Origin of the sequence: Thermobifida halotolerans, assembly GCF_003574835.2 — a bacterium.
GTDB lineage: Bacteria > Actinomycetota > Actinomycetes > Streptosporangiales > Streptosporangiaceae > Thermobifida > Thermobifida halotolerans.
In genome coordinates this window covers 60,051-84,618 of sequence record NZ_CP063196.1, presented here as the reverse complement: position 1 = coordinate 84,618, position 24,568 = coordinate 60,051, and the positions used below count along the sequence as shown (strand labels likewise).

The following is a 24,568-nucleotide window of genomic DNA, read 5'->3' as shown; positions in this document are numbered from 1 at the left end:
GCTCCCCGTCCCCGGTGCGCCGCCGCGTGTTCTCCTGCGGGTCAGACCCGCCCCAGGTCGTGGAGGGCCTCGAGGACCCTTTCGAGAGTGGCCCGGTCGGGGCAGTGCCGGGACAGGTCACCCACCCCCTCCGGTCGGCTCCGCTCGACGGTACGCCTCGGCAGCGCGTTTTCGGAACGGGACACGCGCCCCCGGGAGAGTTCGTCCATGACACGAGCGAAATGAGTGGATGGTCCGTTCTGCCCGCCGAGAACGCGTGGGATCGCGTTCTCGTCCTCGCCGATCACGAACACCGTTTTCCTCCCTGTCGGTACGGCACACCGGAGCAGACCGTGCGACCTCGCCGCAGAATCGCCCGCTGGAACCACAGAGAGAGTATGTGCGACACGCGAGACGACGCAGAGATTCCGACAAAAAAGAGAATCAGGTCATAGACCGTTTACCCCGGCGTTACAGAAAACCCCGGGGGACGCGGAGGTCAGGATTCTCCCGACCTCGGGGGAGGCGACTCGTCCGAGGCCCAGCCATCGGGCCGGGCACGCTGTTCCACACGCCGGACGGGGAACACGAGTACCAGGCCGATCCCCACGAGGACCAGGAACGGGACGGCGTAGAGCAGGAAGTCGGCCGTGTGGCCGAGGGCGTCACCCCCCTGGGGGGTCTCCTCCAGCGAGTCCAGGAGGGCGGTCAGCGTGGCTTCGGCGCTGTCCTCGTTCCGCGCGGCACTCGCGGTCTGGGACAGGCTGCCCCCGCGCAGCCCGAACCGGTGGTCGGCCGCCGTGCCGCTCACCGCGCTGGCGATGACCTGTCCGTCCGCGTTGACCATGTAGACGACGACGGGCTCGTCGCGCTGTCCCTGTACCAGCTCCGCGACGTTTCCGGTGCCCCTGCGCACCATCGCGCCCTCGTACTCGACGGCCTCGCTGGGCAGCAGCGCCACCCTCACCGGATTCGGCAGTGCGGCGAACCGCTCCGCCAACTCCTCGACGCGTGCCGCGTCGAGGTCGGTCTCCAGGCCGGGGGCCACGTACAGCGACGTCTCCGCCAGCTCCTGCGCGGCGGTGGAGATGACCTCGCCGCGCAGAACGGTCGCCAGGGCGTCCATGTGGGACAGCAGCTCCCCGGGCTCGGCCCGGGTGTCCGTGGCGACCAGCGACCGCTCGACCTCGGCCTGCCCGCCCTGCCTGACCACGTCGGCGCGGAAGGCCTCCTCCCGCCAGGTGTAGAGGACCACGACCTCCTCGGAGCTCCCCTCGTGCAGCCGCCACGCGATCTCCTGCGGCGCCTTCTGCGTCCTCGGGAGCACGGCGACCCGGATGGATTCGTCGTCCTCGAAGGCGTCGGCCACGGTTCCGGGAGTGACCTCGGGGACGGCCCGGGTGACCCGTTCGTGGACGAAGGGCCGCGACTCCTCCCAGGACTCGCGGATGTCGGTGAGGGGGGCCTCGACCCTGGCGTCCGACAGTTCGGCCGCGGCGCGGTCCTGCCGGTCGGCCGCTGCCGCCGGGACGGCGGACAGCACGCCCGACAGTGCGATCGCTGCCGCCGCAGCCATTCGCAGCACGCGCCCGACCATCGTCCCCCCGACCTGACCTCTGGTCTTCCGGGCGTCCCCCACCCCTGCCCCTTCTGTGACCTCTAACACAATCCGTTCGGTCAGACATTCCCCTACCTGTGCCGAACCACGGACAAAACATGAAGTCAGCGGCTTTTTCCTGAGAACCCGGGCAGGGGGGCGGCACGGAACCGCAAAGCGACGGCATGCCGGAACGGCGTCACCCGCGTTCCGTCATGCGCAGGGCCAGCCACAGTTCGGCCCGGTAGTCGGGATCGTCCAGGTCTCCGGGGAGCAGTTCCCGGATGCGGGCGATCCGGTAGCGCAGGGTGTGCCGGTGGACTCCCAGGGACTCGGCGGCGGCATCCCAGCGGCCCGATGCGGCCAGATAGGCGCGCAGCGAGGCCAGCAGTTCGGCGCCGGACCGGTGGCCACGCAGCGGGGCGAGCAGCCGCTGGGCCGTGCCGACGCCGGCGGGGGTACCCAGCAGGCCGAGGAACCCGCCCGGCAGGTCGGCGTGCCGGACCAGCTCGGCGTGGTCGCGCCGGGCGGCTCCCAGCGCCCGTTCCGCCTGGGCCAGCGCCTCGGGCAGCGCGTCGTGGCCGACGGGCTCGCTCACCCCCACCGGTCCCCCGGTGAACGCGGCCAGGCGGGCCCCCGGATCGGATCGGGCACTGCCCAGGAACCTGAACCGCCCGCCGTCCACGAGCGCCAGTCCCTCCTCCCCCCGCCCCCAGGACACGGCGGCGTCGGCCCCCTCGGCCACCACCACGACCACCGGCTCCTCCGGCAGGGCCGCGCGCAGCGGCTCCGCTCCCGGGCCGGTCACGGTGACGGCCCCGGTGAGCAGCGCCGCCAACAGACCGCCGCGCAGCCGGTCCGAGGCGGCGGGGTCTCCACGCTCCAACTCCAGGGACAGCAGGGAGGCGGCGGCGTTGACCAGGGTCCGTTCCTCGGAGTCGAGCGGGTGCGGGCCGCCGGTCGCGAGGAAACCGCGCACCCGGCCGGCCACTCCCAGCGGCTGCACGGTGATGTGCTCCCCGCCCGCGGACAGCGAGGCGCTGGCGGGCTGCCGGAGGCCGCGCAGCCGCCGCACCTCCCCGGTGAGTTCGGACACGCGGGAGGCGGCCTGCGGCGGGTGGGCGTGGCGCGGCGAACCGTCGGGGGCGAGCAGCAGCGTCCACCCCTGCGCCAGTTCCGCGCCGAGCCGGTCCACCACCGCCTCGGCACCGCGCAGCGCCGCCCGGGTCAACTGGCGTTGCGCGGTGAACGCCCTGCTCAGTCCCTCGTACTCCGCTTTGGCCAGCAGACGGGAGACCTCCTTGCCGATGGCGATGAAGGGGGTTTCCCTGGGTACCGCGACCAGCGGCAGGCCGAACTCCGCCACCGCGTCGGCCAGGGTGGGCGGCACCTGGTCGTGCGCGACACCGAGCCCGAAACCGAGTCCGGCCACACCCCGGTCGAGCAGGCGCCGCACGTAGCCGCGCGCCTCCTCGGCTCCGTGGGTCCACCGCACCCCGGTGGTCAGCAGCAGCTCCCCGCCCTCCAGGTAGGGGGTCGGGTCGGTGAGCTCGCTGACGGCCACCCAGCGCACCGGGGTGTCCAGCCGGTCGGCCCCGTTGAGCAGCCGCAGCCGCAGCCGCGGTGTGCGCAGGACCGTTCCCAGGGAAGGCGGCACCCTCACTCCTCGCACAACAGGACCGGTCCCTCGTGGCACCTGTTCGCCAAAAAGGCCAAGAACATCCTGAAATCCTATCCATTACGGCGAGGAGCTGCGGCTTTTCCGCATCGTAGGGTCGGACCAGTCGTCCACACCACCGGGCGGGCGGTCACGCCACAGCCACGAGGAGGGCAGGGAACCATGGCCACTGAGTACGCGGATCTCCCGCAGCAGCGCCGGATCGTCACCGAGATCCCCGGTCCCGTGTCACGTGCGCTGCACGAGCGCCGTGTCGCGGCCGTCGCCCGGGGGGTGGGCAGTGTCCTGCCGGTCTACGTGGCACGCGCGGGCGGCGGCATCGTCGAGGACGTGGACGGCAACCGCTTCATCGACTTCGGCTCCGGGATCGCGGTGACCAACGTGGGCAACGCCAATCCGCGGGTGGTGGCCCGCGCGAGCGAGCAGTTGGCCAACTTCACGCACACCTGCTTCATGGTCAACCCCTACGAGGGCTACGTCGAGGTGTGCGAGGCGCTCAACCGGCTCACCCCGGGCGACCACGAGAAGCGCTCCATCCTGTTGAACTCGGGCGCCGAGGCGGTGGAGAACGCGGTCAAGATCGCGCGCAGCGCCACCGGCCGCCAGGCGGTCGTGGTGTTCGACCACGCCTACCACGGCCGAACCAACCTGACGATGGCGCTGACCGCCAAGAACATGCCCTACAAGCAGGGCTTCGGTCCGTTCGCGGGCGAGGTCTACCGGATGCCGATGGCCTACCCCTTCCGCTGGCCGACCGGCCCGGACAACTGCGGTCCCGAGGCCGCCGCCCAGGCCGTCGAGCTGATCACCACGCAGATCGGCCCGGAGAACGTGGCCGCGGTGCTCATCGAGCCGATCCAGGGAGAGGGCGGCTTCATCGAGCCGGGGCGGGGCTTCCTGCCCGCTCTCGCGGAGTTCTGCCGCGAGCACGGCATCGTGTTCGTCGCCGACGAGGTGCAGACCGGGTTCGCGCGCACCGGCGACCTTTTCGCCTGCGAGCACGAGGGGGTCGTGCCGGACCTGATCACCACGGCCAAGGGCATCGCGGGTGGACTGCCGCTGGCTGCGGTGACCGGACGCGCCGAGATCATGGACGCCGTCCACGGCGGGGGCCTGGGCGGTACCTACGGGGGCAACCCGACCGCGTGCGCGGCGGCGCTGGCCGCGTTGGAGACGATCGAGAGCGAGAAGCTGGTGGAGCGCGCCCGCGCCATCGGCGACGCGCTGCTGCCCAGGCTGCGCGCGCTCGCCGAGCGGTACGACGTCATCGGCGACGTGCGCGGCCGCGGCGCGATGGTCGCGGTCGAACTGGTGGCGGGAGCGGGCGACAGGACACCCAACCCGGAGGCGCTGGCCTCGGTCGTCAGACACTGCCACGACAACGGCCTGGTGCTGCTCACCGCCGGAACCTACGGCAACGTCATCCGCCTGCTGCCTCCGCTGGTCATCGGCGACGACCTGCTCGACGAGGGGATGTCCCTGCTGGAGGAGGCGTTCGCCCGGCTCTAGGTCCCGGAGGCCGGGGCGGTGAGGCGTGCGGGGGCTGTCTCGCCCGCCCCGGCCCTTCCGCGGAACGCGTAGGGTCGCGGTCAACGGAGAAGAGCCGCACGGTGAGGGAGAGCAGCATGGTCGCGGTGGCCGTCGCGCAGTTCGCGCCGGGAACGGACAAGCGGGCCAACCTGGTCCGGGCCGGTGAGTTGGTGCGTTCGGCCGCCGACCGGGGCGCGCGGGTGGTGGTGCTGCCCGAGTACGCGATGTTCACCGCCCCGGCCACCGACCGGAGGTTCGTCGAGTCCGCCGAGCCCCTGGACGGCCCCTACGTGTCGGGGCTGCGGGAGCTGGCGCGGGAGTCGGGCGTGTACGTCGTGGCGGGGGTGAACGAGGCGCTGGACGAACCGGAGCGCTTCTCCAACACGACGGTGGCCGTCGGCCCCGACGCCGAACCGGTGGCGTGCTACCGCAAGCTGCACCTGTACGACGCCTTCGGGTTCGCCGAGTCCGCGGTGGTGCGTCCGGGGGAGGTCACCGATCCGCCGGTGTTTACCGTCGACGGGCTCGTCTTCGGCCTGCAGACCTGTTACGACCTGCGTTTCCCCGAGGTCACCCGCAGACTCGCCGACGCCGGGGCGCAGGTGGTGGCGATGGGCGCGGAGTGGGTCCCCGGGCCGTTGAAGGAGGAGCACTGGCGCGTTCTGGTGCGCGCCCGGGCCGTCGAGAACACCCTCTATGTCGCGGCGGCGGGGCAGAGCGCGCCGACCGGGTCGGGAAACAGCATGATCGTGGACCCGATGGGAGTGGTGGTGACGTCTCTGGGCGAGCAGGAGGGCGTCGCCGTGGCGGAGGCCGAGTCCGGACGGGTGGCGGAGGTGCGCGAGGTCAATCCGGCCCTGGCGCTCCGGCGTTTTGCCGTCTCACCGAAACAACCCACGTGATACCCAATTTGCCGCCTTATCCTCTCTTGTCACCAAAAGTCCGATTGGCGGCCCCAATTTTGACTACGCAGAGTCAGTGTCACTAAGCTCAAGGTCACAGTTTTGGCTCTGCTTTATTCAGCGAGCACGTCACGTCTGATTGAATCCAATCACCGACGCCTTTTCTGATTGATCCGCGACTGTCCTGTGCCACGGGGGGAGTAGGGACGTTGAGCGGTCTGAGCATCATGTGCGAACGCGGGGTGCCCGCCGACGAGGACGACGGCCACGTCTTCACACCAGAAGGACTCAGCGACGCGCAGGCCATGGGGGAGGCCTGCGTCGTCTGCCACGCGAGGTGGCCGAGACCACGCCATCCACTGGGCGTGCTGCCCGACGGGGCTCCGGTCTACGGCTGCGCCGAGTGCGCGCAGCTCGCCCTTGACCACCACACCAACACGCTCGAGCAGCACCTGCTCGCGACCCACTGAGCAGCGGAGTGGAAAGGAGTGCTCCGGACCGGGGGGAGAGGCTGCCCGGAGCACCCCTTCGGAGTGCGCCCGATCACCGGAGGGGGGGAGGGAATTGGGCGCACTTCAATGGTTTCCGCCACTGCCGACACCCCGCCGAAGACGGCTGCTGCGGGAGCGGCGAACCGGCAACAACGATACTCCGAGTAGTAGGCGAACGATCGCCAGTGGCGTGATTCCCTGTCGATTCGTACGCGGGACCTCCGTTTCGTCGGAGCGCGGACCTCACCCGTTGGTGGGGAATCCGAGGTTGACGCCGCCGTGGCTGGGGTCGAGCCAGCGCGCGGTGACCGCCTTGGTGCGGGTGTAGAAGTGCACCCCCTCCGTCCCGTGCGCGTGCGAGTCACCGAACAGCGAGTTCTTCCAGCCACCGAAGGAGTAGTAGGCCATCGGCACCGGGATGGGCACGTTGATACCGACCATGCCCACCTCCACCTCGTTCTGGAAGCGCCGCGCCGCGCCGCCGTCGTTGGTGAAGATCGCGGTTCCGTTGCCGTAGGGGTTGGTGTTGACGAGGTCGACCGCCTCCTCGTAGGAGTCGACGCGCAGAACCGACAGCACCGGCCCGAAGATCTCGTCGCGGTAGCACGACATCTCGGGAGTGACGTGGTCCAGCACCGACGGCCCCAGCCAGAAGCCGTCGCGCTCGCCGCCGATCACCGGGTGCACTCGACCGTCGACCGCCAGGGTCGCGCCCTCGCGCACACCCGACTCCAGGTAGGAGGCGACCCGGTCGCGGTGCTCCCGGGTCACCAGCGGGCCCATCTCGCTGCGCGCGTCGTCGCCGGGGCCCACACGCAGCCGTCCCACCCGCTCCCTGATCCCGGCCAGCAGGTCGTCGGCGATCCCGCCGACGGCCACGACCGCCGAGATCGCCATGCACCGCTCCCCCGCCGAGCCGAAGCCCGCCGAGACCGCCGCGTCGGCGGCCAGGTCCGGGTCGGCGTCCGGCAGCACCACCATGTGGTTCTTGGCGCCGCCCAGCGCCTGCACCCGCTTGCCGTGGGCCGCGGCCGTGGAGTAGACGTGGCGCGCGATCGGTGTGGACCCGACGAAGCTGACGGCCCTGACGTCCTCGTGCGTCAGCAGCGCGTCGACCGCCTCCTTCGCGCCGTGCACCACGTTGAACACGCCGTCGGGCAGGCCCGCCTCGGCCCACAGTTCGGCCAGGCGCACCGACGCCGAGGGGTCCTTCTCGCTCGGCTTGAGCACGAAGGTGTTGCCGCAGGCGATGGCGACGGGAAACATCCACATCGGCACCATCGCGGGGAAGTTGAACGGGGTGATCCCGGTGACCACGCCCAGCGGCTGGAGGATGGAGTAGGCGTCCACCCGGGTGGAGACGTTCTCCGAGTAGCCGCCCTTGAGCAGGTGCGGGATGCCGCAGGCGAACTCCACGACCTCCAGTCCGCGGGACACCTCGCCCAGCGCGTCGGAGACGACCTTGCCGTGCTCGGCACTGATGGTGCGGGCCAGTTCGTCGCGGTGGGAGCGGACGAGTTCTCGGAAGGCGAACAGGATCTCGGTGCGCCGGGACAGCGAGGTGTCCCGCCAGCCCGGGAAGGCCGCCTTGGCGGCGGCCACCGCCGCCTCCACCTCGGCCGCTCCGGCGAGGTCGACCGTTCCCGAGACGCGCCCGGTGGCCGGGTTGTGGATGTCGCCGCGGCGTTCGGCCGGTCCGGACCAGGGTTTGCCGCCGATCCAGTGGGACACGTGGTTGCTGGACAACAGGAACCTTCTTCGTGAGGAGGGTGTGGAATCCGGAGAGGGGGACGCGGCCCGTGCGGGAGGCGCCGCGTCCCGGACGGCTCAGGCGGCCGTGCTGTCGACCGAGGTGACGGCCTCGACGAGGATGCCCGCCCCCTCCTCCGCCTCTTCCGCGGTGAGGGTGAGCGGCGGCGCCATGCGCAGGGTGTGGCCGTGCAGGCCGCCCTTGCCGACGAGCAGCCCGAGTTCGCGGGTCTTCTCCAGCACCGCGGCGGCCAGTGTCGGGCTGGGCGCCCCGGAGGCCGGGTCGACCATGTCGACGGCGAACATCAGCCCCCTGCCGCGCACCGCGCCCACCGTGGACAGCCCGGTCAGCGGCGCGAGCCGCTCCAGCACCACCGGGCCCAGGCGCGCGGCGTTGGCCTGCAGGTCGTGGTCGAGGACGTAGTCGAGGACGGCGTTGGCCGCGGCGGTGGCGACCGGGTTGCCGCCGAAGGTGGAGACCCCGTTGGCGGGCAGGGCGTCCATCAGGTCGCCGCGGGCCACCAGCCCCCCGACGGCGAAGCCGTTGCCCAGTCCCTTGGCGAAGGTCATCATGTCCGGGGTGACACCGTGGTTGCCGATCCCCCAGAAGCTGGTGCCGGTGCGTCCCCAGCCGGTCTGCACCTCGTCGGAGACGAACAGGATGCCCTGCTCGTCCAGGACCTCCTTGTAGGCCGCGTACAGGCCGTCGGGGGGCATCGCGAACCCGCCGACCCCCTGGATGGGCTCGGCGATCAGGCAGGCCACGTCCGGCGCCGTGGTACTGAGCACCTCCCGCAGGTCGGCCACGCAGACGTCGACGTACTCGGCGTCGGACAGGTGCGCGAAGGCGGGGTGGGCGCGGTCGGTGCCGTGCAGGTAGTGCACGTTCAGCGGGGACAGCGACGAGTTCTTCCAGCCCCGGTTGCCGGTGACCGCGATGGTGCCGTACGAGCGTCCGTGGTAGCTGTTGCGCATGGCCAGCACCTGGTCGCTGCCGCGCGCGTGGGTGGCCAGCAGCAGCGCGGTCTCGTTGGCCTCGGTGCCGGAGTTGGTGAAGAACACCTTGGCGTCGGGGATGCCGGAGAGGCGGGCGATCTTCTCGGCCAGCTCCACCTGTCCGCGCAGCAGGTACAGGGTGGAGGTGTGCACGACGCCCCGGGCGAGCTGCGCCTCGACGGCGTCCCTGACCTCCGCCACGTCGTAGCCGATCATGTTGGTGACGATCCCGGCGAAGAAGTCGAGGTAGGTGTTGCCGTCGGCGTCGACGACCCGGTTCCCCTTGCCGCTGACGATCTCGATGGGCGTTTCGTAGTACAGGGCCAGCCACGAGGGCATGACCGCGCGGTGGCGCGCGAGCAGTTCCGACATGCTCTCCAGTCTCACCGCTGCCCACCCGCCTTGACCAGCGACAGGGTGACGATTTTCGCGACCGGTGGCTTACATGGTGTAAACCGGGGCGGTCGTCTCCGGTTTGTACACTCGGCCTGTGCTGCCCTCACTCGCCGAAGTACTCGACCTGCCCGTGGTGCGGCGCGCCCGTCCCCGGGTCGTGGTGGGGGCTGACCGGCTCGACGTGCCCGTGCGGTGGGTGCACGTCGCCGAGGTCACCGACCTGGCCCACCTGCTGCGCGGTGGCGAACTCGTGCTGACCACCGGGATCGCGATGCCCGACGACGACGGGGCGCTGCGCCGCTACGTCACCGACCTCGCCGGGGTCGGCATCAGCGGGATCGCCGTGGAACTGGGCCGCAAGTACCGCCACGGCCTGCCCGAGGCGCTGCTGGAGGCGGCCCGCGAGACCAGCGTCCCCGTCGTCTGCCTGGAGCGCGAGACCCGGTTCGTGGAGATCACCGAGGCCGTGCACAGCCGCGTGGTCAGCGAGCAACTGGCGGAGCTGCGCACGTCCGAACGGCTGCACACCGTCTTCACCGACCTGTCGGTGGAGGGCGCTCCGCCCGACCGGGTGCTCCGTGAGGCGGCCCGGCTGTCGGGCTGCCCCGTGGTCCTGGAGAACCTCACCCACCAGGTGCTGGCCTGCGACCTCAACGGGGAGGACCCCGGGATCCTGCTGACCTCGTGGGAGAGCCGGTCCCGGTCGGTGCGCAACACCAGGCGGACCGTCCACGACCCGGTGACGGGCTGGCTGGTCACCATGGTGGGCGCACGCGGCCAGGACTGGGGGCGGCTCATCCTCGTCTGCGGCGCCTCCCCCGCCCCCGTCCAGACCGTGCTGGTCGAACGCGCGGCGACGACGCTGGCCCTGGGAAGACTGCTGGAGCGGCACCGGGAGAGCCTGGAACGGCAGACGCACCGCACGATCATCGCGGGCATCATCGACCGCGCCTACTCCGATCCGGAGGAGGCGCTGGTCCGTGCGCGCGCCGTCGGCGTTCCGCTGACCGGCCGCACCCTGGTCGCCGTGGTGCTGCGGCTGCGCGACGCGGGAACCGGGTTGGCGACGCAGGCCCGCCTCTCCGACGTGGCCGAGGGCGCGGCCCGGATCTGCCGTGAGCTGCGACTGCCCGCCCTCGTGGGTTCACTGGACGACATCCGGGTGGGCGTCCTGCTGGCGGCGCCGCCCGAGGAGGACGTGGAGCGCTGCCTGGACCGGCTCGCCCCGCTGGTCCACGAGCGCGTCGGCACGGAGACGGTGATCGCGGTGGGCTCGCCCGTCGACGGCATCCGCCAGGTGCGGCGTTCCTTCCTGGAGGCCCGGCAGGTGAGCGACGTCGCCGCGCGGCGCTCCGACTCCCGCCCCTACCACCGGCTTCCCGACCTGCGGCTGCGTGGCCTGCTGCATCTGCTCCGCGACGACGAGCGGCTGCAGACCTACGTGGAGCGCGAACTGGGACCGCTGCTGGCCCACGACGCCCGGCACGGCGAGGACCTGACCGCGATCCTGCGGCACTACCTGGACGCCGGACGCAACAAGGCCCTGGCCGCGTCGCGGGCCCACCTGTCGCGTCCCGCCCTCTACGAACGACTGCGACGCATCTCACACATTCTCGATGCGGACCTGGAATCGGTGGAAACCTGCCTGTCTTTGCACGTCGCGCTGCTGGCGTTGGACGCCGTACGGGACCGTTTGTCCCGATAAGGTCGTCTGCAACCGCCGCGAAACACAAGAGCACTTTTGATTTCGTTGCCAGGAGTACTCTGGACAACCAATTCATGAAATCTGCTCGACAGGCACAACCGATAGCGGAGGACCAGGTGGCCGAGGGAAGGGAGTCGACGTCTACGCCGCGCCGCAACGGCGGCAGCGTGGTTCTCGACGACACCGCCAAACGGATCATCGAACAGCTCCAGGAGGACGGAAGGCGCTCCTACGCGGCGATCGGCAAGGCCGTCGGCCTGTCCGAGGCCGCGGTGCGCCAACGTGTCCAGCGCCTTCTCGAGGGCGGCGTGGTCCAGGTCGTGGGTGTCACCGACCCGATGATGCTGGGGTTCGAACGCCAGGCGATGATCGGCGTCCGCTGCAGCGGCGACCTCAACGCCGTGGCCGACGAGATCGCCGACCTGGAGGGCATCGAGTACGTGGTGATCACCGCGGGCTCCCTGGATCTGCTGGTGGAGGTCGTGGCCGAGGACGACGACCAGTTGCTGAAGATCCTCAGCCGCATCCGCGCGGTCCCCACGGTCACCGGCACCGAGTCCTTCCTCTACCTGAAGCTGCGCAAACAGACCTACGCCTGGGGAACGCGCTAGCTCTTTGGACGACACGGAGGAGACCCGGTGCGGCCGCCCCGAGGAGGCTCCGGGCGGCCCCGGTCCCAGGGGCCACCCGGAACTGCCCTCCGTGAGCCGAGGTTCTCCGACACCTCGCGTCGGTTCCGGACCTCCCTCGGCCGGGACCGCCCCCGCACGTGTTCAGAGCAGGGCCAGCGCCGCGCCCGGGGCGTAGACCAGCAGGGCGAAACGGGCGGTGCGGGTCGCCATGGTGACCGCCAGGAAGACCGGCAACGGCATCCGCACGGTCCCGGCGAGCACCGACACCACCATGAACGGCGGCACACTGACCAGGGAGCTGACCGCCAGCAGCCCGGCCGTCCACACCGGACGTCCCTGCGCCCGCTCCCGCCAGCGCGCGGCGCGCGCACTCCACCTGCCGGGAGTCTCGGCCCTGCGGCGCAGCCACGGAACGGTGAGCACTCCCCGCCCCATGAAGTAGTAGGCCACCTTGCCCAGCGTCTGCCCCGCTCCCGCCGCCACCGCGGCCGCCAGCAGCCACCCCTCGCCCACCAGCGTGGCCATACCGAGCAGGTACACCTCGATGTTGATGAACGGCAGCAGCGCGGAGACCAGCGCGATCAGAAAAGCCAGACAGCTCTCGGCCACGTGAAGCCTCCCGCCCCGGACCGGTCAGGCCCCGGTGGCGGCGAGCTGGCCGCAGGCGCCGTCGATCTCCTGCCCCCGGGTGTCGCGGACCGTCACCGAGACGCCGCGCGCCTGGAGTCTGCGGACGAACTCCCGCTCGTCCTCGGGCCGCGACGCCGTCCACTTGGACCCCGGTGTGGGGTTCAGCGGAATCAGGTTGACGTGCGCCAGCCGCCCCGCCAGCAGCCTGCCGAGCAGGTCGGCGCGCCAGGCCTGGTCGTTGATGTCGCGGATCAGGGCGTACTCGACGGAGACGCGGCGTCCCGTGGTGTCGGCGTAGCGCCAGGCCGCGTCCAGGACCTCGGCGATCTTCCACCGGTTGTTGACCGGGACCAGCTCGTCGCGCAGCTCGTCGTCGGGGGCGTGCAGGGAGACCGCGAGCCGCACCTGGAGCCGTTCGGCGATGAGCTTCTCGATCGCCGGAACCAGCCCCACCGTGGAGACGGTGACGCCCCGCTGGGAGATGCCCAGACCGCTGGGGACCGGATCGGTGATGCGGCGCACCGCCTCCAGCACCCGCCGGTAGTTGGCCAGGGGCTCGCCCATGCCCATGAAGACGATGTTGCTGATCCGCCCCGGACCGCCGGCGACCTCGCCGCGCGCCAGGTCGCGGGCGACCGAGACGACCTGGTCGACGATCTCGCCGGTGGACAGGTTGCGGGTGAGTCCGGCCTGGCCGGTGGCGCAGAACGGGCAGTTCATGCCGCACCCGGCCTGGGAGGACACGCACAGGGTGACCCGGTCGGGGTAGCGCATCAGGACCGACTCGAACAGCACCCCGTCGAAGGCCCGCCACAGCGTCTTGCGGGTCATGCCGTTGTCGCAGGTGACGTGCTTGACCGGGGTGAGCAGTCGGGGCAGCAGCGCCTCGCCCAGCCGCTCGCGCGCGGAGGCCGGGAGGTCGGTCATCCGCGCGGTGTCGGACTCCAGACGGCCGAAGTAGTGCTGGGCCAACTGCCTGGCGCGGAACGGCTTCTCACCGAGCTCGGTGACCACGGCCCGGCACTCCTCGGGGCCGAGGTCGGCGAGGTGCCGGGGCGGTCTGGCCCGGCGCGGCGCTACGAAGGTGAGCTCAGCAGGCATGGATTCAGATCCAGATCGCAAAAAGGTGTCTGTCGTCGGTTGAGGCGGTGGGGGAACGGGCGGTGCGCGATAATTGGAGCCGACCACGGCGCTTTCGCCCGGTGGCGGCGCCCCCGAACCGGCACTGCCGTCCATACTATGCGGCGCGGGCAGGCCATCGTGCGGTGATCGAGTAACGAGGAGGAATGTGTGGCCACCCCCCGGATTCTCCTCGACGAGACGAGTCCGTACCGCAGCCGCCGTGTCATCGTCGAGTACGACACCCACACCACCGCCGCCTACCTGCTGGACCCGCGCGGGCAGGTGCGTGTCCCGGTCTGGTTGGCCAACCACGAGATCGCGCCCGAGACCAGCGACCCGTCGGGGCTCTACGCCGGGCAGGCGCCGCTGATGCCCGCGGCCTACACCAAGCACCCGCAGGGCCGCTCCCCCCTGGAGGCCGACCGGCTGCGGGTGGTGTGGTTCGAGGAAGGCGACGGGGTGGCGCTGCTCGACGAGGAGGGGCTGCTGGCGATCATCCCCGGATGGGCCGAGGCCGACCGAGGTCTGCCGGGCTACTCCCGTGACGCGATCGGGCGCAGCGCCTACGCCTGGGCCCTGGACGACGTGGCGGCACAGCTGTGGCCCAGGGTGGTGCACGCCGAGGCGTACTGGTCCTGGCGCGCCGCCCAGGGCGCCTGGCGCAGCGTGCAGCGCTCGGTGTTCAACCACCTCAGGACGGTGGGACCGGCCGGACACTACTGGGACGTCTCCGACGGCCACGACCCGCTGATCCGCGTCTCCGAGCGTCCACCCACCCCCGAGCGGCCCTACACCGTCCTGAGCACCGTGGGGATGTGCGGCCAGCGGATGCCCACCCTGGACCGGTACATGGCCGACACCTCCGCCTACGCGCGGATCGAACTGGCGTTGGCCACCACCGCCCCCGCGCACCTGGCGGCCCGGATCTTCCGCTGGCTGGGCACCTTCCCGTGGCGCGCGGTCACCTGGTTCGGACCCGGACACAGCGTCAAGTGGCTGGACAGCGGCGAGGACTCGCCGCTGCGCGGCAACCACACGGCCGTGCTGCTGGTGTCCGACCCCGGCGTGCTGGCCGATCCGAGCTGGGCTCCCCCGCCCGACCTGTCGGGACTGACCTTCCACGGCGACCCGGTGAACTGGCTGTGGGTGGTGCCCATCACCCGCCCCGAGCACCTGTTCGCCAAGGAGCACGACGCCGAGACCCTCATCGCCAAACTCGCCGCGGAGGGGCGCAGCTGGGTCCTGGGCTGATACCACGGTCTAACCTGGTCGTTCTCCCCACCACCATGCGGACGGAAGGAAGATCGGGTGTTTCCCTTGCTCGAGCGCGGCACCTACGCCCACCTGAGTACCCTGCTCCGGCTGGCCCAGCAGGAGGGGCTGCTGACCTTCCACGAGGACCAGGGGCGCGACGTCTACCGGGTCACCACGCGGGAGGGCCGCCGGTTGACGCTCTCACCCGACCAGGTGGTGCCGTTCTGCGAGGGCCTGTGCGCGGCCCACGTGGCAGCCACCGACGAACGGCTGGGCTCCGTCGCACGCGCCATCGACGAGGGCCTGGGAACCGTCTCCTGCTCGGCGTGCCGGGCGCCCAACCCCAAGCACGCCCTGCGCTGCCGCATCTGCGGGCAGCGGCTGCTGGAGGAGTCCTCGACCGGCTCGGAGGGTCCTGCGGCGCAGTGACCGGGACGCCGCCCCGAACGGGGAGGGGGCCGCGACACGAAGGTGTCGCGGCCCCCTGCGGTCGGGTGTCATCCCGCGACCGGAACGAGCAGGCTCAGCACGGCCCACGCCACCGGTCCGGCGATGAGCAGCGAGTCGACCCGGTCCAGCAGCCCGCCGTGTCCCGGCATGAAACTGCCCATGTCCTTGAGGCCGAAGTCGCGTTTGATCAGCGACTCGATCAGGTCTCCCACGGTCGCCGCCAGGACGACGGCCGCGCCGAGCACCAGTCCGGCCCATATGGGACCGTCCAGCATCAGGTGGACGGTGAGCGCCCCCGCGAGCATGCAGCCCAGCACCGATCCGGCAAAGCCCTCCCACGTCTTGTTGGGGCTGATCACCGGGGCCATCTTGTGGCGGCCGAACAGGATGCCCGCGAAGTAGCCGCCGATGTCGCTGCTGATCGTCACGACGATGAAGGCGATGAGCCGCCAGCGGCCGTCGGGCTCCGCCAGCAGCAGCAGCCAGGTACTCAGCAGCAGCGGCAGGTACACCAGGGTGAACAGGGTGGCCGTCGAGTCCTGGACGTATCCCTCGGCGCCGCCGCGCAGTCGCCACACCAGACCCAGGATCGACGCCACCGCGAGCGTTCCGACCAGCCAGAGCGGACCGCCGAAGAAGGCCGCCGCCTGCATGGCCACACCGCCCGCGACGATCGGGATCAGCGCCAGGTGGACACCGCGGGAGGCGAAGGCCCTGCGCAGTTCGCGCACGCCCAGAACCACCGCGATCGAGGTGATCAGGGTGAACGCGGGCGGGTACGGCACGATCGCGGCGTAGACGAGAGCGCCCAGCGCCAGCCCGCTGCCGATGGCCAGCGGCAGGTTGCGTCCGGCGCGCACGGGTCGGCCGTCGGGTTTGTGCAGGGTGAAGCGCTTCTCGTGGGCGTCAGAGGAGTCGTTCGCTCCCGGTCCGGTCCCACCGGACGAGAACGCGTCGTCACCACCCCGTTCCGGCGTCGCACCCTCGAAGGAATCGGAGTTGGACAAGGATCAGACCTCGAGCAGCTCTGATTCCTTGTGCTTCAGCAGCTCGTCGATCTCAGTCACGTACTTGTGGGTGAGCGACTCCAACTCCTTCTGGGCGCGGTGCCCCTCGTCCTCGCCGATCTCGCCGGCCTTGACCGCCTTGTCGATCGCGTCCTTGGCGTGCCTGCGCACGTTGCGGATGGACGTCCTGCCGTCCTCGGCCTTGCCCCGCACGACCTTGACGTACTCCCGGCGGCGCTCCTCCGACAGTTCGGGGAACACCACGCGGATGACGTTGCCGTCGTTGGCGGGGTTGACCCCCAGGTCGCTCTCGCGGATCGCCTTCTCGACGGCCGACATCGCCGACTTGTCGAACGGCGAGATGACCACCATGCGCGGCTCGGGCACCTGGAACGACGCGAGCTGGTTGACCGGGGTCATCGTGCCGTAGTACTCGACGGAGATCCGGCTGAAGGTGGCTGGGCTGGGACGCCCGGTACGGATCGAGGCGAAGTCTTCCTTGGCGACGAGGACGGCCTTCTCCATCTTCTCCTCTGCTTCGAGGAGGGTCTCTTCGATCATTTCGGGACTCCCGTGTGTCGCTTTGCCGGAGTTGTTCGAGGACTGGGCAGACCTGTCAGACGTCCGCGGGACACACGACCGTGCCGATCTTCTCCCCCTGCACCGCACGGAGGATGTTGCCCTGGCCCATCAGGTCGAAGACCACGATCGGCAGACCGTTGTCCATGCACAGACTCACCGCTGTGGCGTCCATGACCTTCAGGCCGCGGGTGAGCACTTCGTTGTAGTCGAGACGGTCGAACCTGACCGCCGCGGGGTTCTTGCGCGGATCGGAGTCGTAGACCCCGTCGACCTGGGTTCCCTTGAGCACGGCCTGCGCGCCGATCTCCAGCGCGCGCTGTGCCGCCGCGGTGTCGGTGGAGAAGAAGGGCGCCCCCAGCCCCGCGCCGAAGATGACGACGCGGCCCTTCTCCAGGTGTCGGATCGCGCGGCGCGGGATGTAGGCCTCGGCGACCTGGCTCATGTGGATGGCGGTCTGCACCCGGGTCTCGATCCCCAGCCGTTCCAGGAAGTCCTGCAGCGCGAGGCAGTTGATGACGGTGCCGAGCATGCCCATGTAGTCGGCGCGGCTGCGTTCCATGCCGCCCTGGGACAGTTCGGCGCCGCGGAACATGTTGCCGCCGCCGATGACGACGGCCACCTGGATGCCCTTGGAGACCGCCTCGGCGATCGCCTGGGCGATGTAGCCGACGACCTCGGGTGAGATGCCGAGCTGGTCGTCGCCCGCGAACGCCTCCCCCGACAGCTTGAGCACCACGCGCTTCCATCCGCCGTCACGCCTGGCCACGACGTGTTGTCCCTCGTTGTCCGGCATGGAGATCGGCCCCCTTCTGGTTCCCCCGGTGGTTGTCCTGCGCGAACCCGCTGGGTTTCCAGGAGGCTCACACACCGTCCAGATCTGACGGAGGTGCCGGGGGAATACGTCCCGACACCTCCATCATCGCAGAAGCTCTAGGCCTGGCCGACCTTGAAGCGCACGAAGCGGCGCACGGCGACACCGGCTTCGTCGACGACCTTCTGGACCGTCTTCTTGTTCTCCTTGACGAACGGCTGACCGAGCAGTGTCGCATCTTTGAAGAACCCGTTGACGCGGCCCTCGACGATCTTGGGCAGCGCCTTCTCGGGCTTGCCCTCCTCGCGGGCGGTGGCCTCGGCGATGCGGCGCTCGTTCTCGACGACCTCGGCGGGCACGTCGTCGCGGCTGACGTACTTCGGAGCCAGGGCGGCGATCTGCTGCGCCAGGTCCTTGGCGACCTCGGCGTTGGGCTTGTCGAGCTCGACCAGGACACCCAGGGTGGGCGGCAGGTCGGGGTCGGACTTGTGCATGTAGCTGGCGACGTAGGCGCCCTCGAGCCTGGCGAAGCGCCGGAGTTCCAGCTTCTCGCCGATGACCGCGCTGTTCTCCTCGATGACCTGGGCGACGGTCTTGCCGTCGGCGTACTCGGAGGCGAGCAGGGACGGAACGTCGCTCGGGTCGGTGCGGGCCACGAACTCGGCGAGGTCGGCGGCCAACTGCTGGAACTTCTCGCCCTTGGCGACGAAGTCGGTCTCGCAGTTGAGCTCCAGCAGGACGGCGGAGGTGTCGCCGTCCGCGGCCAGGGCGACCAGCCCGTTGGCGGCGGTGCGCTCGGCGCGCTTGCCGACGTCCTTGGCGCCCTTGATCCGCAGGGCCTCGATGGCCTTGTCGAAGTCGCCGCCGGCCTCTTCGAGGGCCTTCTTGCACGCCATCATGCCGGCGCCGGTGAGCTCGCGCAGCCGCTTCACGTCGGCGGCGGTGTAGTTCGCCATAGCTTCGTATCTCTATCCGCTAGGAGTGGATCGGAAGGGAAGGATTGCGGGAGGGGCCTAGGCTTCCTGGGCGTCCTCGACCCCGGTGGCCGGAGTCTCGGCGGCCGGAGCCTCGGCGGCCGGGGCCTCGGCGGCAGGAGTCTCGGCGGCCGGAGCCGCTTCCTGGGCCGGAGCCTCGTTCTTGCCCTCCAGGAGTTCGCGCTCCCACTCGGCCAGCGGCTCCTCCGCGGCCTTCTCCTCGCCCGGAGTCCCACCGGAGCGGATCATCAGGCCCTCGGCGACGGCGTCGGCGACCACCCGGGTCAGCAGGCTGACGCTGCGGATCGCGTCGTCGTTGCCCGGAATCGGGTAGTCGACCTCGTCGGGGTCGCAGTTGGTGTCGAGGATCGCCACGACGGGGATGTTGAGCTTGCGGGCCTCGCTGATCGCGATGTGCTCCTTCTTGGTGTCCACGATCCACACCGCGCTCGGCACGCGGGACATGTCGCGGATACCGCCGAGGGTGCGCTCCAGCTTCTCCTTCTCGCGGCGCAGCCCGAGCAGCTCCTTCTTGGTGAGCCCGGAGGAGGCGACGTCGTCGAAGTCGACCTCCTCCAGCTCCTTGAGGCGCTGCAGCCGCTTGTGCACGGTGGAGAAGTTGGTGAGCATGCCGCCCAGCCAGCGCTGGTTGACGAACGGCATGCCGACGCGGCGGGCCTGCTCGTCGATGGCCTCCTGCGCCTGCTTCTTGGTTCCGACGAACAGGACGGTGCCGCCGTGAGCGACCGTCTCCTTGACGAACTCGTAGGCGCGGTCGATGTAGGACAGCGACTTCTGCAGGTCGATGATGTAGATGCCGTTGCGCTCGGTGAAGATGAAGCGCTTCATCTTCGGGTTCCAGCGACGGGTCTGGTGTCCGAAGTGGACGCCGCTCTCGAGCAGCTGGCGAATCGTCACGACTGTGGCCATGACTTCGGCCCTCCTTGTTGCGGCGGGCGCACCGCCCGCCTCCGGTTGTTCCTGACGCCCCGACCGGGCCGCCGCGCCGCCCGTGCGGGCGTGGCGCGGACCGTGAGTCCGGTCCCTCCCCTCTGGGAGGCGCGAGGACGTGCGTGATAGGTGGTCCGCAGACGAACCACCCAATGATTCTAGCCGCCCGGCGGGCGGACCGCGTTTCGACTTCCGCGCGGCCCGACACGGTCGGACCCGCCCGGCGACGGCGGTGCGGCACCTGTCCACAGGCGGCGAATCGGGGCTGCGGCATCCCGGCCGCTCCGGTCACGCTGGAGGCATGACGATTCCGCTCCGTGTCCTCGTCCTGCTGCCTCTGCTGGCCGCCGTGGTCGCCGCCGCACCGGCTCCCCGCGCCCGCTCCGACACCGGTCCGTGGACGTGGCCGCTGGAAGGCACGCCCGCCGTACTGCGGGAATTCGACCCGCCCGCCGAGCGCTGGCTGTCCGGGCACCGCGGGGTGGACCTCGCCGCGGCCCCGGGCGACACCGTGCTGGCGTCCGGTCCCGGCCTGGTCGGGTTCGCCGGGCCCGTGGGCGGCATCCCCGTGGTGACCGTCGTGCACGGCGCGACCCGCACCACCTACCTGCCGGTGTCTCCCCTGGTCCGGCGGGGTGATCCGGTCCGTGCGGGACAGGCCGTCGGCACTCTCGCCGACCGGCCCGGGCACTGCGGGGCGCGTTCCTGCCTGCACTGGGGGCTGCTGCTCGGCCGCGACCACCTCGACCCCCTCGCGCTGCTGGGCGGGGGGACCGTACGCCTGCTCCCGGTGCCCGGTGCCCGCTCAGGCCCGGGGGTGCGCCTGGTTGTAGACGCGGGTCAGCCGCTCGACGGAGACGTGCGTGTAGATCTGGGTGCTGGACAGCGAGGCGTGTCCGAGGAACTCCTGGACGCTGCGCAGGTCGGCGCCCCCGTTGAGCAGGTGGGTGGCGGCGCTGTGCCGCAGCCCGTGCGGGCCGGTCCGCCTCACCGCCCCGGTGCTCTCGTAGACGTCGCGGCGGGCGGTGCGCACTCCCAGGCGGCCTCCCCGCGCCCCGAGGAACAGCGCGTGGCCGCTGGCGGGCGTGGCCCAGTGGGGCCGTCCTCCGTCCAACCACCGGTCCACCGCTTCGAGGGCGGGCCGGCCGACGGGGACGACCCGCTCCTTGCCGCCCTTGCCGAGCACCCGCACCGTGCCCCGTTCCCGGTCCACGTCGTCCAGGTCCAGTCCGCACAGTTCGGCCACACGGACGCCGGTGCCGTAGAGGACCTCCACCACGGCTCGGCGGCGCAGCGCGAGCGGCGACTCCGCGTCGTCCCCCGCCGCGGCGCACACCTCGGCGGCCTGTGTCTCGTCCAGCACCGTGGGCAGTGCGCGGTGCTGCCGCGGGCCGGCGAGCAGCACTCCGGGATCGGAGTCCAGCCGTCCGGTGCGGTGCAGGTAGGAGGTGAACACCCGGGCGGCCGCGATCCGCCGCGCCAGGGTGGCGCGGCCGGCTCCGGCCTCGTGGAGCGCGCCGAGCCAGCCGCGCAGCGCCGACAGGTCGAGGGCGGCGGGTCCGTGTTCCCCCGTGGCCTCCAGATGGTCCAGGAGCGTCCGCACGTCCGCCAGGTAGGCGCGCACGGTGTGCGGGGAGCGGCCGAGTTCGGTGCGCAGGTACCGCTCGAAGTCGGACAGAACGCCGTCGGAGGTGTCCCGGACCGGATCGGAGTCGACCATGGACACCAGCTTTCCGGTATCCGGTCCGGAAGGGAACCACTACGCGCCGTTTGACGGTGTTCCCTCCGGAGGCAGCGCGCGATTCCACCCCGGGGGCGCAGGTGACCTCGGCCAGGGGGGCGTGTGGCCCCAACCCCGGAAAGGATTGCAGGTAGTCCCGGCCCGGGGAGGTCGTGTGGCCCCAGACCACCCGAACCTCCTCCCAGGCCCGAGACCACACGACCCCCTGAGGTCAAGGAGGGCTTCTCTGTCGACGGCCCACGCGCGGAGGACCGGACGTGTCTTCGCCGCCCGCCTCCGCGCGGCCTACCTCCGGTGTCAGGGGGACGGCGCCGGGCGGACGGCCACCGCGTCGATCTCCAGCAGGTAGCGGGGGTCCAGCAGACTGCTCACCTCGACGAGGGTCGCGGCGGGGCGGGGATCGTGGACCAGTCTCTCGGCCAGTACCGCACGCAGGGCGGGAAGGTCGGCGATGTGGCGCAGGTAGTGGGTGAGTTTGACGACGTGGCGCAGGTCGGCCCCGTAGGGGGCCAGGGCTGCCTCGATGTTGCGGAGGACCTGCCGGGCCTGCTCGGTCGCGTCCCCCTCGGCCACGCTGCCGTCGGCGGCCTCGGGCACCTGCCCGGAGACGAAGATCAGCGGCCCCTCCGCGACGCGGGCGGAACTGTGGTGCTTGCTCATGCCGCCCCCATAACCGGGAGCCGCCGTCCGCAACCCCGGAGTCACCGGCTGCCGGGAGTTCTGCGTCGCCAGCCCGCCGCCGCGCGTTCGACGTGGCCCGCCGCCGCGAGCAGGCCGAGTCGGCGCAACGCGGCGTCGGGGGTCAGGCCGCTGGCGGCCGCGACCGCCGCCACCCCCGCGCTTCCCCGTACCGGCAGGGCGGCCAGTAACTGCCTGGCGCTGTCGTCGAGGAGGTCGTCCTCCAACCGGGCGCCGTCCTCGACCGGTGCCTCGGAGCCGATGGGGCTGAGCTGTTCGATGACGTCACGGGCGCTGGTGACGCACACCGCCTGGTAGTCGCGGAGCAGGCGGTGGCAGCCCGCCGACAGCGCGGAGGTGACCGGCCCGGGTACCGCCATCAGGGTGCGGCACAACTCCTGGGCGTGCGTGGCGGTGTTCACGGCTCCGCTGCGCAGTCCCGCCTCGACCACCACGGTCCCCGGGGTGAGCGCGGCGATGAGCCGGTTGCGGACCAGGAAGGCGTGCCGGGTCGGGTTGGTGCCCGGCGGATGTTCACTGACCAGGACCCCGTGCACGGCGACCTCGGCGAAGAGCTGTTCGTGCCCGCGCGGATAGTTCACGTCGACTCCGCAGGCCAGCACGGCCACCGTGGCCGACCCCCCGGTCAGCGCGCCCCGGTGGGCCGCGCCGTCAACGCCGTACGCCCCGCCCGACACCACGCACCAGCCGTGCTCGGCGAGCGTGTAGGACATCTCGGAGGTCACGTGCAGCCCGTAGCCGGAGGCGGCCCGGGAGCCGACCACGGAGACCGCGCGCAGGCAGGCGTTGCGCAGATCGTGGCCGCCGCGCACCCACAGCGCGCAGGGGCGGCGCTCGGCCAGCGAGTCGAGTTGGCTGGGCCATTCGGGATCCCCGGGCAGCACCAGCCGGACGCCGTGCTCGCCCGCCCGGGTGAGCAGCAGGTCGGTGTCGGTCTCGCGGGCGCGGACACGCCACCGGGCCAGCCGGGTGCGAAAGGCGCTCTCCGCGCATCCCGAAGGCGCGTCCAGCGGCGTGCCCGCGCACAGCGCCGACCACACCTCGGCGGCGGTGCGTTCGTTCAGGAGCGCCCCCAGGACGGGATCTCCCGGTTCGGCGACCGCGCTCAGCCCCGCGCGGGCCAGGGCGTCCCCGGAGGCGGAGAACCGCTCGTCGGTGTTCACTGCACGGCTCCCGTCCACAGCGCGAACGCGTATCCGACGTCGTCGGGGGTCGGCGTGTCCCTGCCGCCCAGATCGGCCACGGTCCACGCCAGTTTGAGGATGCGGTCGGCGCCGCGTGCGCTGAGCGCGCCGTGGTCCATGGCCTCGCCCAGGATGCGCAGGGCCCCGGGCTGCGGCGGGAAGCGGCGACGCAGTTCGGCCCCTGGGACCATCGCGTTGCAGGACCAGGGGGTGCCCTTCAGGCGCTGCGCCGCGCGTTCGCGCGCGGCCGCCACACGGACCGCGACGGTCTCGGAGGATTCGACGAAGGTCCGGTCGGCGAGGAGTTCGGCCCGCGACACCGGCTGGAGTTCGACCCTGAGGTCGACCCGGTCGAGCAGCGGCCCCGAGAGCCGGGCGAGGTAGCGTCTGCGCGCGGCCGCCGGACACACGCAACCGGACCCGGGCTTGCCGCAGGGGCAGGGGTTGGCCGCCATGACGAGCAGGAACCGCGCGGGGAAGCGCGCGGTGGCCGCGGCTCGCGCGACCGTGACCTCTCCGCTCTCCAGTGGTTGCCGCAGGGAGTCCAGCACTCCTCTGGCGAACTCCGGGGCCTCGTCCAGGAAGAGGAGTCCGCGGTGGGCGAGGCTGACCGCTCCCGGGCGCAGCACGCCGCTGCCGCCTCCGATGATGGCGGTGCGGGTGGCGGTGTGGTGCGGCGCGCAGAAGGGCGGCCGGGTGATCAGCGGTTCGTCGCGGGGCAGGGTGCCCGCCACCGAGTGGATGGCGGTGACCTCGATGGCCTCGTCCGTGCCGAGCCGGGGCATGATCGTGGGCATCCGTTCGGCGAGCAGACTCTTTCCGGTTCCGGGCGGCCCCAGCAGGAACAGGTTGTGTCCGCCCGCCGCGGCGATCTCGACGGCCCTGCGGGCCACGGGCTGGCCGAGGACGTCGGCGAGGTCGGGACGGGGGTGGTCGGCGTCCTCCTCGTGCGCCGGAGGGTCGAGAGGGTCGGGTTCGGGAGGCGGGTCGACGTGGCCGCCCCGGAGTCGGGACACGAGTTCGGCGAGCGAACCCACCGCGAGGACCCGGGTCTCGGGGACGAGCCGGGCCTCCCGGGCGTTGCCCCGCGCGACGACGAACGAACGGCGGCCGCGGACCGCTTCGGCGAGCACCATGGGCAGGACCCCGTGGACGGACCGGGTGCGGCCGTCGAGGCTGAGTTCGGCGAGGAACGCGGTGTCGCGGACCTCGTCGGCGGGGACGACGCCGCTGGCGGCGAGGATCGCCACCGCGATGCTGAGGTCGAAGCCGCTGCCCCGCTTGGGCAGGCTGGCCGGGGACAGACTGACGGTGATGTGGGCGTCGGGCCAGTACTCGCCGCTGTTGACGACGGCGGCCCTGATCCGGTCGCGGGCCTCGCGCAGGGCGGCGTCGGGCAGGCCGACCAGGGTGAGTCCCGGACTCCCGTTGCCGAGGTGGGCTTCGACGTCGATGCCGTGACCCTCCACCCCGAGCAGGGCGACGGAGCGGGTACGCGCCAGTGCCAT

Annotated in this window: 23 protein-coding genes and 1 pseudogene; 8 read left to right on the top strand and 16 right to left on the bottom strand. The window is 71.4% G+C overall.

Going from position 1 to position 24,568, the window contains the following annotated elements; genetic code table 11:
• Positions 1–41: 41 nt before the first annotated feature.
• From NI17_RS00425 to NI17_RS00415, 3 genes are all read right to left on the bottom strand, one after another.
• Positions 42–185 (bottom strand): hypothetical protein, encoded by a 144-nt coding sequence (locus tag NI17_RS00425; protein WP_157129654.1) that lies wholly within the window; start codon positions 183–185, stop codon positions 42–44.
• 293 nt (positions 186–478) lie between these two features.
• Positions 479–1,555: a hypothetical protein gene (locus NI17_RS00420; protein ID WP_147416912.1), complete on the bottom strand. Its 1,077-nt coding sequence runs from the start codon at positions 1,553–1,555 to the stop codon at positions 479–481.
• A 220-nt stretch (positions 1,556–1,775) separates the two neighbouring features.
• Entirely contained in the window at positions 1,776–3,233 is a 1,458-nt protein-coding gene (locus NI17_RS00415; protein ID WP_068687688.1) for a PucR family transcriptional regulator, read from the bottom strand.
• A gap of 183 nt (positions 3,234–3,416) precedes the next feature.
• Here NI17_RS00415 and gabT point away from each other — a divergent pair, with 183 nt between their 5' ends.
• The 3 genes from gabT to NI17_RS00400 all read left to right on the top strand — a co-directional run bounded on the left by gabT (position 3,417) and on the right by NI17_RS00400 (position 6,156).
• Positions 3,417–4,763, top strand: a complete 1,347-nt coding sequence (gene gabT / locus NI17_RS00410; RefSeq protein WP_068687687.1) for a 4-aminobutyrate--2-oxoglutarate transaminase — start codon at positions 3,417–3,419, stop codon at positions 4,761–4,763.
• Between the two features lie 116 nt (positions 4,764–4,879).
• Positions 4,880–5,686 (top strand): carbon-nitrogen hydrolase family protein, encoded by an 807-nt coding sequence (locus NI17_RS00405; protein WP_068687686.1) that lies wholly within the window; start codon positions 4,880–4,882, stop codon positions 5,684–5,686.
• A gap of 209 nt (positions 5,687–5,895) precedes the next feature.
• Positions 5,896–6,156: a hypothetical protein gene (locus NI17_RS00400; RefSeq protein ID WP_369974942.1), complete on the top strand. Its 261-nt coding sequence runs from the start codon at positions 5,896–5,898 to the stop codon at positions 6,154–6,156.
• Positions 6,157–6,420: 264 nt separating this feature from the next.
• Here the strand turns inward: NI17_RS00400 and NI17_RS00395 are convergent, their stop codons facing one another.
• Entirely contained in the window at positions 6,421–7,923 is a 1,503-nt protein-coding gene (locus NI17_RS00395; protein WP_068687685.1) for a CoA-acylating methylmalonate-semialdehyde dehydrogenase, read from the bottom strand.
• Between the two features lie 81 nt (positions 7,924–8,004).
• Positions 8,005–9,294 (bottom strand): aspartate aminotransferase family protein, encoded by a 1,290-nt coding sequence (locus tag NI17_RS00390; RefSeq protein WP_068687684.1) that lies wholly within the window; start codon positions 9,292–9,294, stop codon positions 8,005–8,007.
• 118 nt (positions 9,295–9,412) lie between these two features.
• On the opposite strand from NI17_RS00390, the gene NI17_RS00385 reads away from it, so the two are divergent.
• Positions 9,413–11,023, top strand: coding sequence for a PucR family transcriptional regulator (locus tag NI17_RS00385; protein ID WP_068687683.1), 1,611 nt, complete (start codon positions 9,413–9,415; stop codon positions 11,021–11,023).
• Between the two features lie 116 nt (positions 11,024–11,139).
• Complete coding sequence (locus tag NI17_RS00380) at positions 11,140–11,634, top strand: Lrp/AsnC family transcriptional regulator (protein ID WP_068687682.1); 495 nt, start codon at positions 11,140–11,142, stop codon at positions 11,632–11,634.
• 162 nt (positions 11,635–11,796) lie between these two features.
• On the opposite strand, the gene NI17_RS00375 is transcribed toward NI17_RS00380, so the two are convergent.
• Together NI17_RS00375 and rlmN are read right to left on the bottom strand one after the other, a co-directional pair.
• Positions 11,797–12,264, bottom strand: coding sequence for a YqaA family protein (locus NI17_RS00375; RefSeq protein WP_068687681.1), 468 nt, complete (start codon positions 12,262–12,264; stop codon positions 11,797–11,799).
• Positions 12,265–12,288: 24 nt separating this feature from the next.
• Positions 12,289–13,386, bottom strand: coding sequence for a dual-specificity RNA methyltransferase RlmN (gene rlmN, locus NI17_RS00370; protein ID WP_068687680.1), 1,098 nt, complete (start codon positions 13,384–13,386; stop codon positions 12,289–12,291).
• Positions 13,387–13,575: 189 nt separating this feature from the next.
• Here rlmN and NI17_RS00365 point away from each other — a divergent pair, with 189 nt between their 5' ends.
• Both NI17_RS00365 and NI17_RS00360 read left to right on the top strand, forming a co-directional pair.
• Positions 13,576–14,658, top strand: coding sequence for a suppressor of fused domain protein (locus NI17_RS00365; protein WP_068687679.1), 1,083 nt, complete (start codon positions 13,576–13,578; stop codon positions 14,656–14,658).
• A 57-nt stretch (positions 14,659–14,715) separates the two neighbouring features.
• Positions 14,716–15,090, top strand: coding sequence for a hypothetical protein (locus NI17_RS00360; protein ID WP_068687678.1), 375 nt, complete (start codon positions 14,716–14,718; stop codon positions 15,088–15,090).
• A 68-nt stretch (positions 15,091–15,158) separates the two neighbouring features.
• Here NI17_RS00360 and NI17_RS00355 read toward each other — a convergent pair whose 3' ends face one another.
• From NI17_RS00355 to rpsB, 5 genes are all read right to left on the bottom strand, one after another.
• Positions 15,159–16,118: a phosphatidate cytidylyltransferase gene (locus NI17_RS00355; RefSeq protein WP_068687677.1), complete on the bottom strand. Its 960-nt coding sequence runs from the start codon at positions 16,116–16,118 to the stop codon at positions 15,159–15,161.
• Positions 16,119–16,121: 3 nt separating this feature from the next.
• Positions 16,122–16,679 carry a ribosome recycling factor gene (gene frr, locus NI17_RS00350; RefSeq protein WP_068687676.1) on the bottom strand — a complete coding sequence of 186 codons (558 nt, stop codon included), beginning with the start codon at positions 16,677–16,679 and terminating at the stop codon, positions 16,122–16,124.
• 55 nt (positions 16,680–16,734) lie between these two features.
• Positions 16,735–17,493, bottom strand: a complete 759-nt coding sequence (gene pyrH, locus NI17_RS00345; protein ID WP_068687675.1) for a UMP kinase — start codon at positions 17,491–17,493, stop codon at positions 16,735–16,737.
• A 137-nt stretch (positions 17,494–17,630) separates the two neighbouring features.
• Positions 17,631–18,467 (bottom strand): translation elongation factor Ts, encoded by an 837-nt coding sequence (tsf, locus tag NI17_RS00340; RefSeq protein ID WP_068687674.1) that lies wholly within the window; start codon positions 18,465–18,467, stop codon positions 17,631–17,633.
• Positions 18,468–18,524: 57 nt separating this feature from the next.
• Positions 18,525–19,415, bottom strand: coding sequence for a 30S ribosomal protein S2 (rpsB, locus tag NI17_RS00335; protein WP_068687673.1), 891 nt, complete (start codon positions 19,413–19,415; stop codon positions 18,525–18,527).
• 322 nt (positions 19,416–19,737) lie between these two features.
• Between rpsB and NI17_RS00330 the strand changes: the two are divergent.
• Positions 19,738–20,175: pseudogene (locus NI17_RS00330) on the top strand (peptidoglycan DD-metalloendopeptidase family protein); the annotation flags it as partial.
• 66 nt (positions 20,176–20,241) lie between these two features.
• Here NI17_RS00330 and NI17_RS00325 read toward each other — a convergent pair.
• From NI17_RS00325 to NI17_RS00310, 4 genes are all read right to left on the bottom strand, one after another.
• The gene (locus NI17_RS00325) at positions 20,242–21,156 is read right to left on the bottom strand and encodes a tyrosine recombinase XerC (RefSeq protein WP_068687950.1); all 915 of its coding nucleotides are present in this window, start codon (positions 21,154–21,156) and stop codon (positions 20,242–20,244) included.
• A gap of 318 nt (positions 21,157–21,474) precedes the next feature.
• A complete protein-coding gene (locus NI17_RS00320; protein ID WP_068687672.1) occupies positions 21,475–21,837 on the bottom strand; it encodes a RidA family protein in 363 nt (120 codons plus the stop codon).
• Positions 21,838–21,878: 41 nt separating this feature from the next.
• Positions 21,879–23,039, bottom strand: a complete 1,161-nt coding sequence (dprA, locus tag NI17_RS00315; RefSeq protein WP_068687671.1) for a DNA-processing protein DprA — start codon at positions 23,037–23,039, stop codon at positions 21,879–21,881.
• Positions 23,036–24,568, bottom strand: a complete 1,533-nt coding sequence (locus NI17_RS00310) for a YifB family Mg chelatase-like AAA ATPase (protein ID WP_119267866.1) — start codon at positions 24,566–24,568, stop codon at positions 23,036–23,038. The genes dprA and NI17_RS00310 overlap by 4 nt, the downstream gene beginning before the upstream one ends.

Coding starts and splice junctions, on each gene's coding strand:
- NI17_RS00420 (WP_147416912.1), bottom strand. CDS start 1,555: ATGGCTGCGGCGGCAGCGATCGCACTGTCGGGCGTGCTGTCCGCCGTC.
- gabT (WP_068687687.1), top strand. CDS start 3,417: ATGGCCACTGAGTACGCGGATCTCCCGCAGCAGCGCCGGATCGTCACC.
- NI17_RS00405 (WP_068687686.1), top strand. CDS start 4,880: ATGGTCGCGGTGGCCGTCGCGCAGTTCGCGCCGGGAACGGACAAGCGG.
- NI17_RS00390 (WP_068687684.1), bottom strand. CDS start 9,294: ATGTCGGAACTGCTCGCGCGCCACCGCGCGGTCATGCCCTCGTGGCTG.
- rlmN (WP_068687680.1), bottom strand. CDS start 13,386: ATGCCTGCTGAGCTCACCTTCGTAGCGCCGCGCCGGGCCAGACCGCCC.
- frr (WP_068687676.1), bottom strand. CDS start 16,679: ATGATCGAAGAGACCCTCCTCGAAGCAGAGGAGAAGATGGAGAAGGCC.
- pyrH (WP_068687675.1), bottom strand. CDS start 17,493: ATGCCGGACAACGAGGGACAACACGTCGTGGCCAGGCGTGACGGCGGA.
- tsf (WP_068687674.1), bottom strand. CDS start 18,467: ATGGCGAACTACACCGCCGCCGACGTGAAGCGGCTGCGCGAGCTCACC.
- rpsB (WP_068687673.1), bottom strand. CDS start 19,415: ATGGCCACAGTCGTGACGATTCGCCAGCTGCTCGAGAGCGGCGTCCAC.
- NI17_RS00325 (WP_068687950.1), bottom strand. CDS start 21,156: ATGGTCGACTCCGATCCGGTCCGGGACACCTCCGACGGCGTTCTGTCC.
- NI17_RS00320 (WP_068687672.1), bottom strand. CDS start 21,837: ATGAGCAAGCACCACAGTTCCGCCCGCGTCGCGGAGGGGCCGCTGATC.
- NI17_RS00310 (WP_119267866.1), bottom strand. CDS start 24,568: ATGGCACTGGCGCGTACCCGCTCCGTCGCCCTGCTCGGGGTGGAGGGT.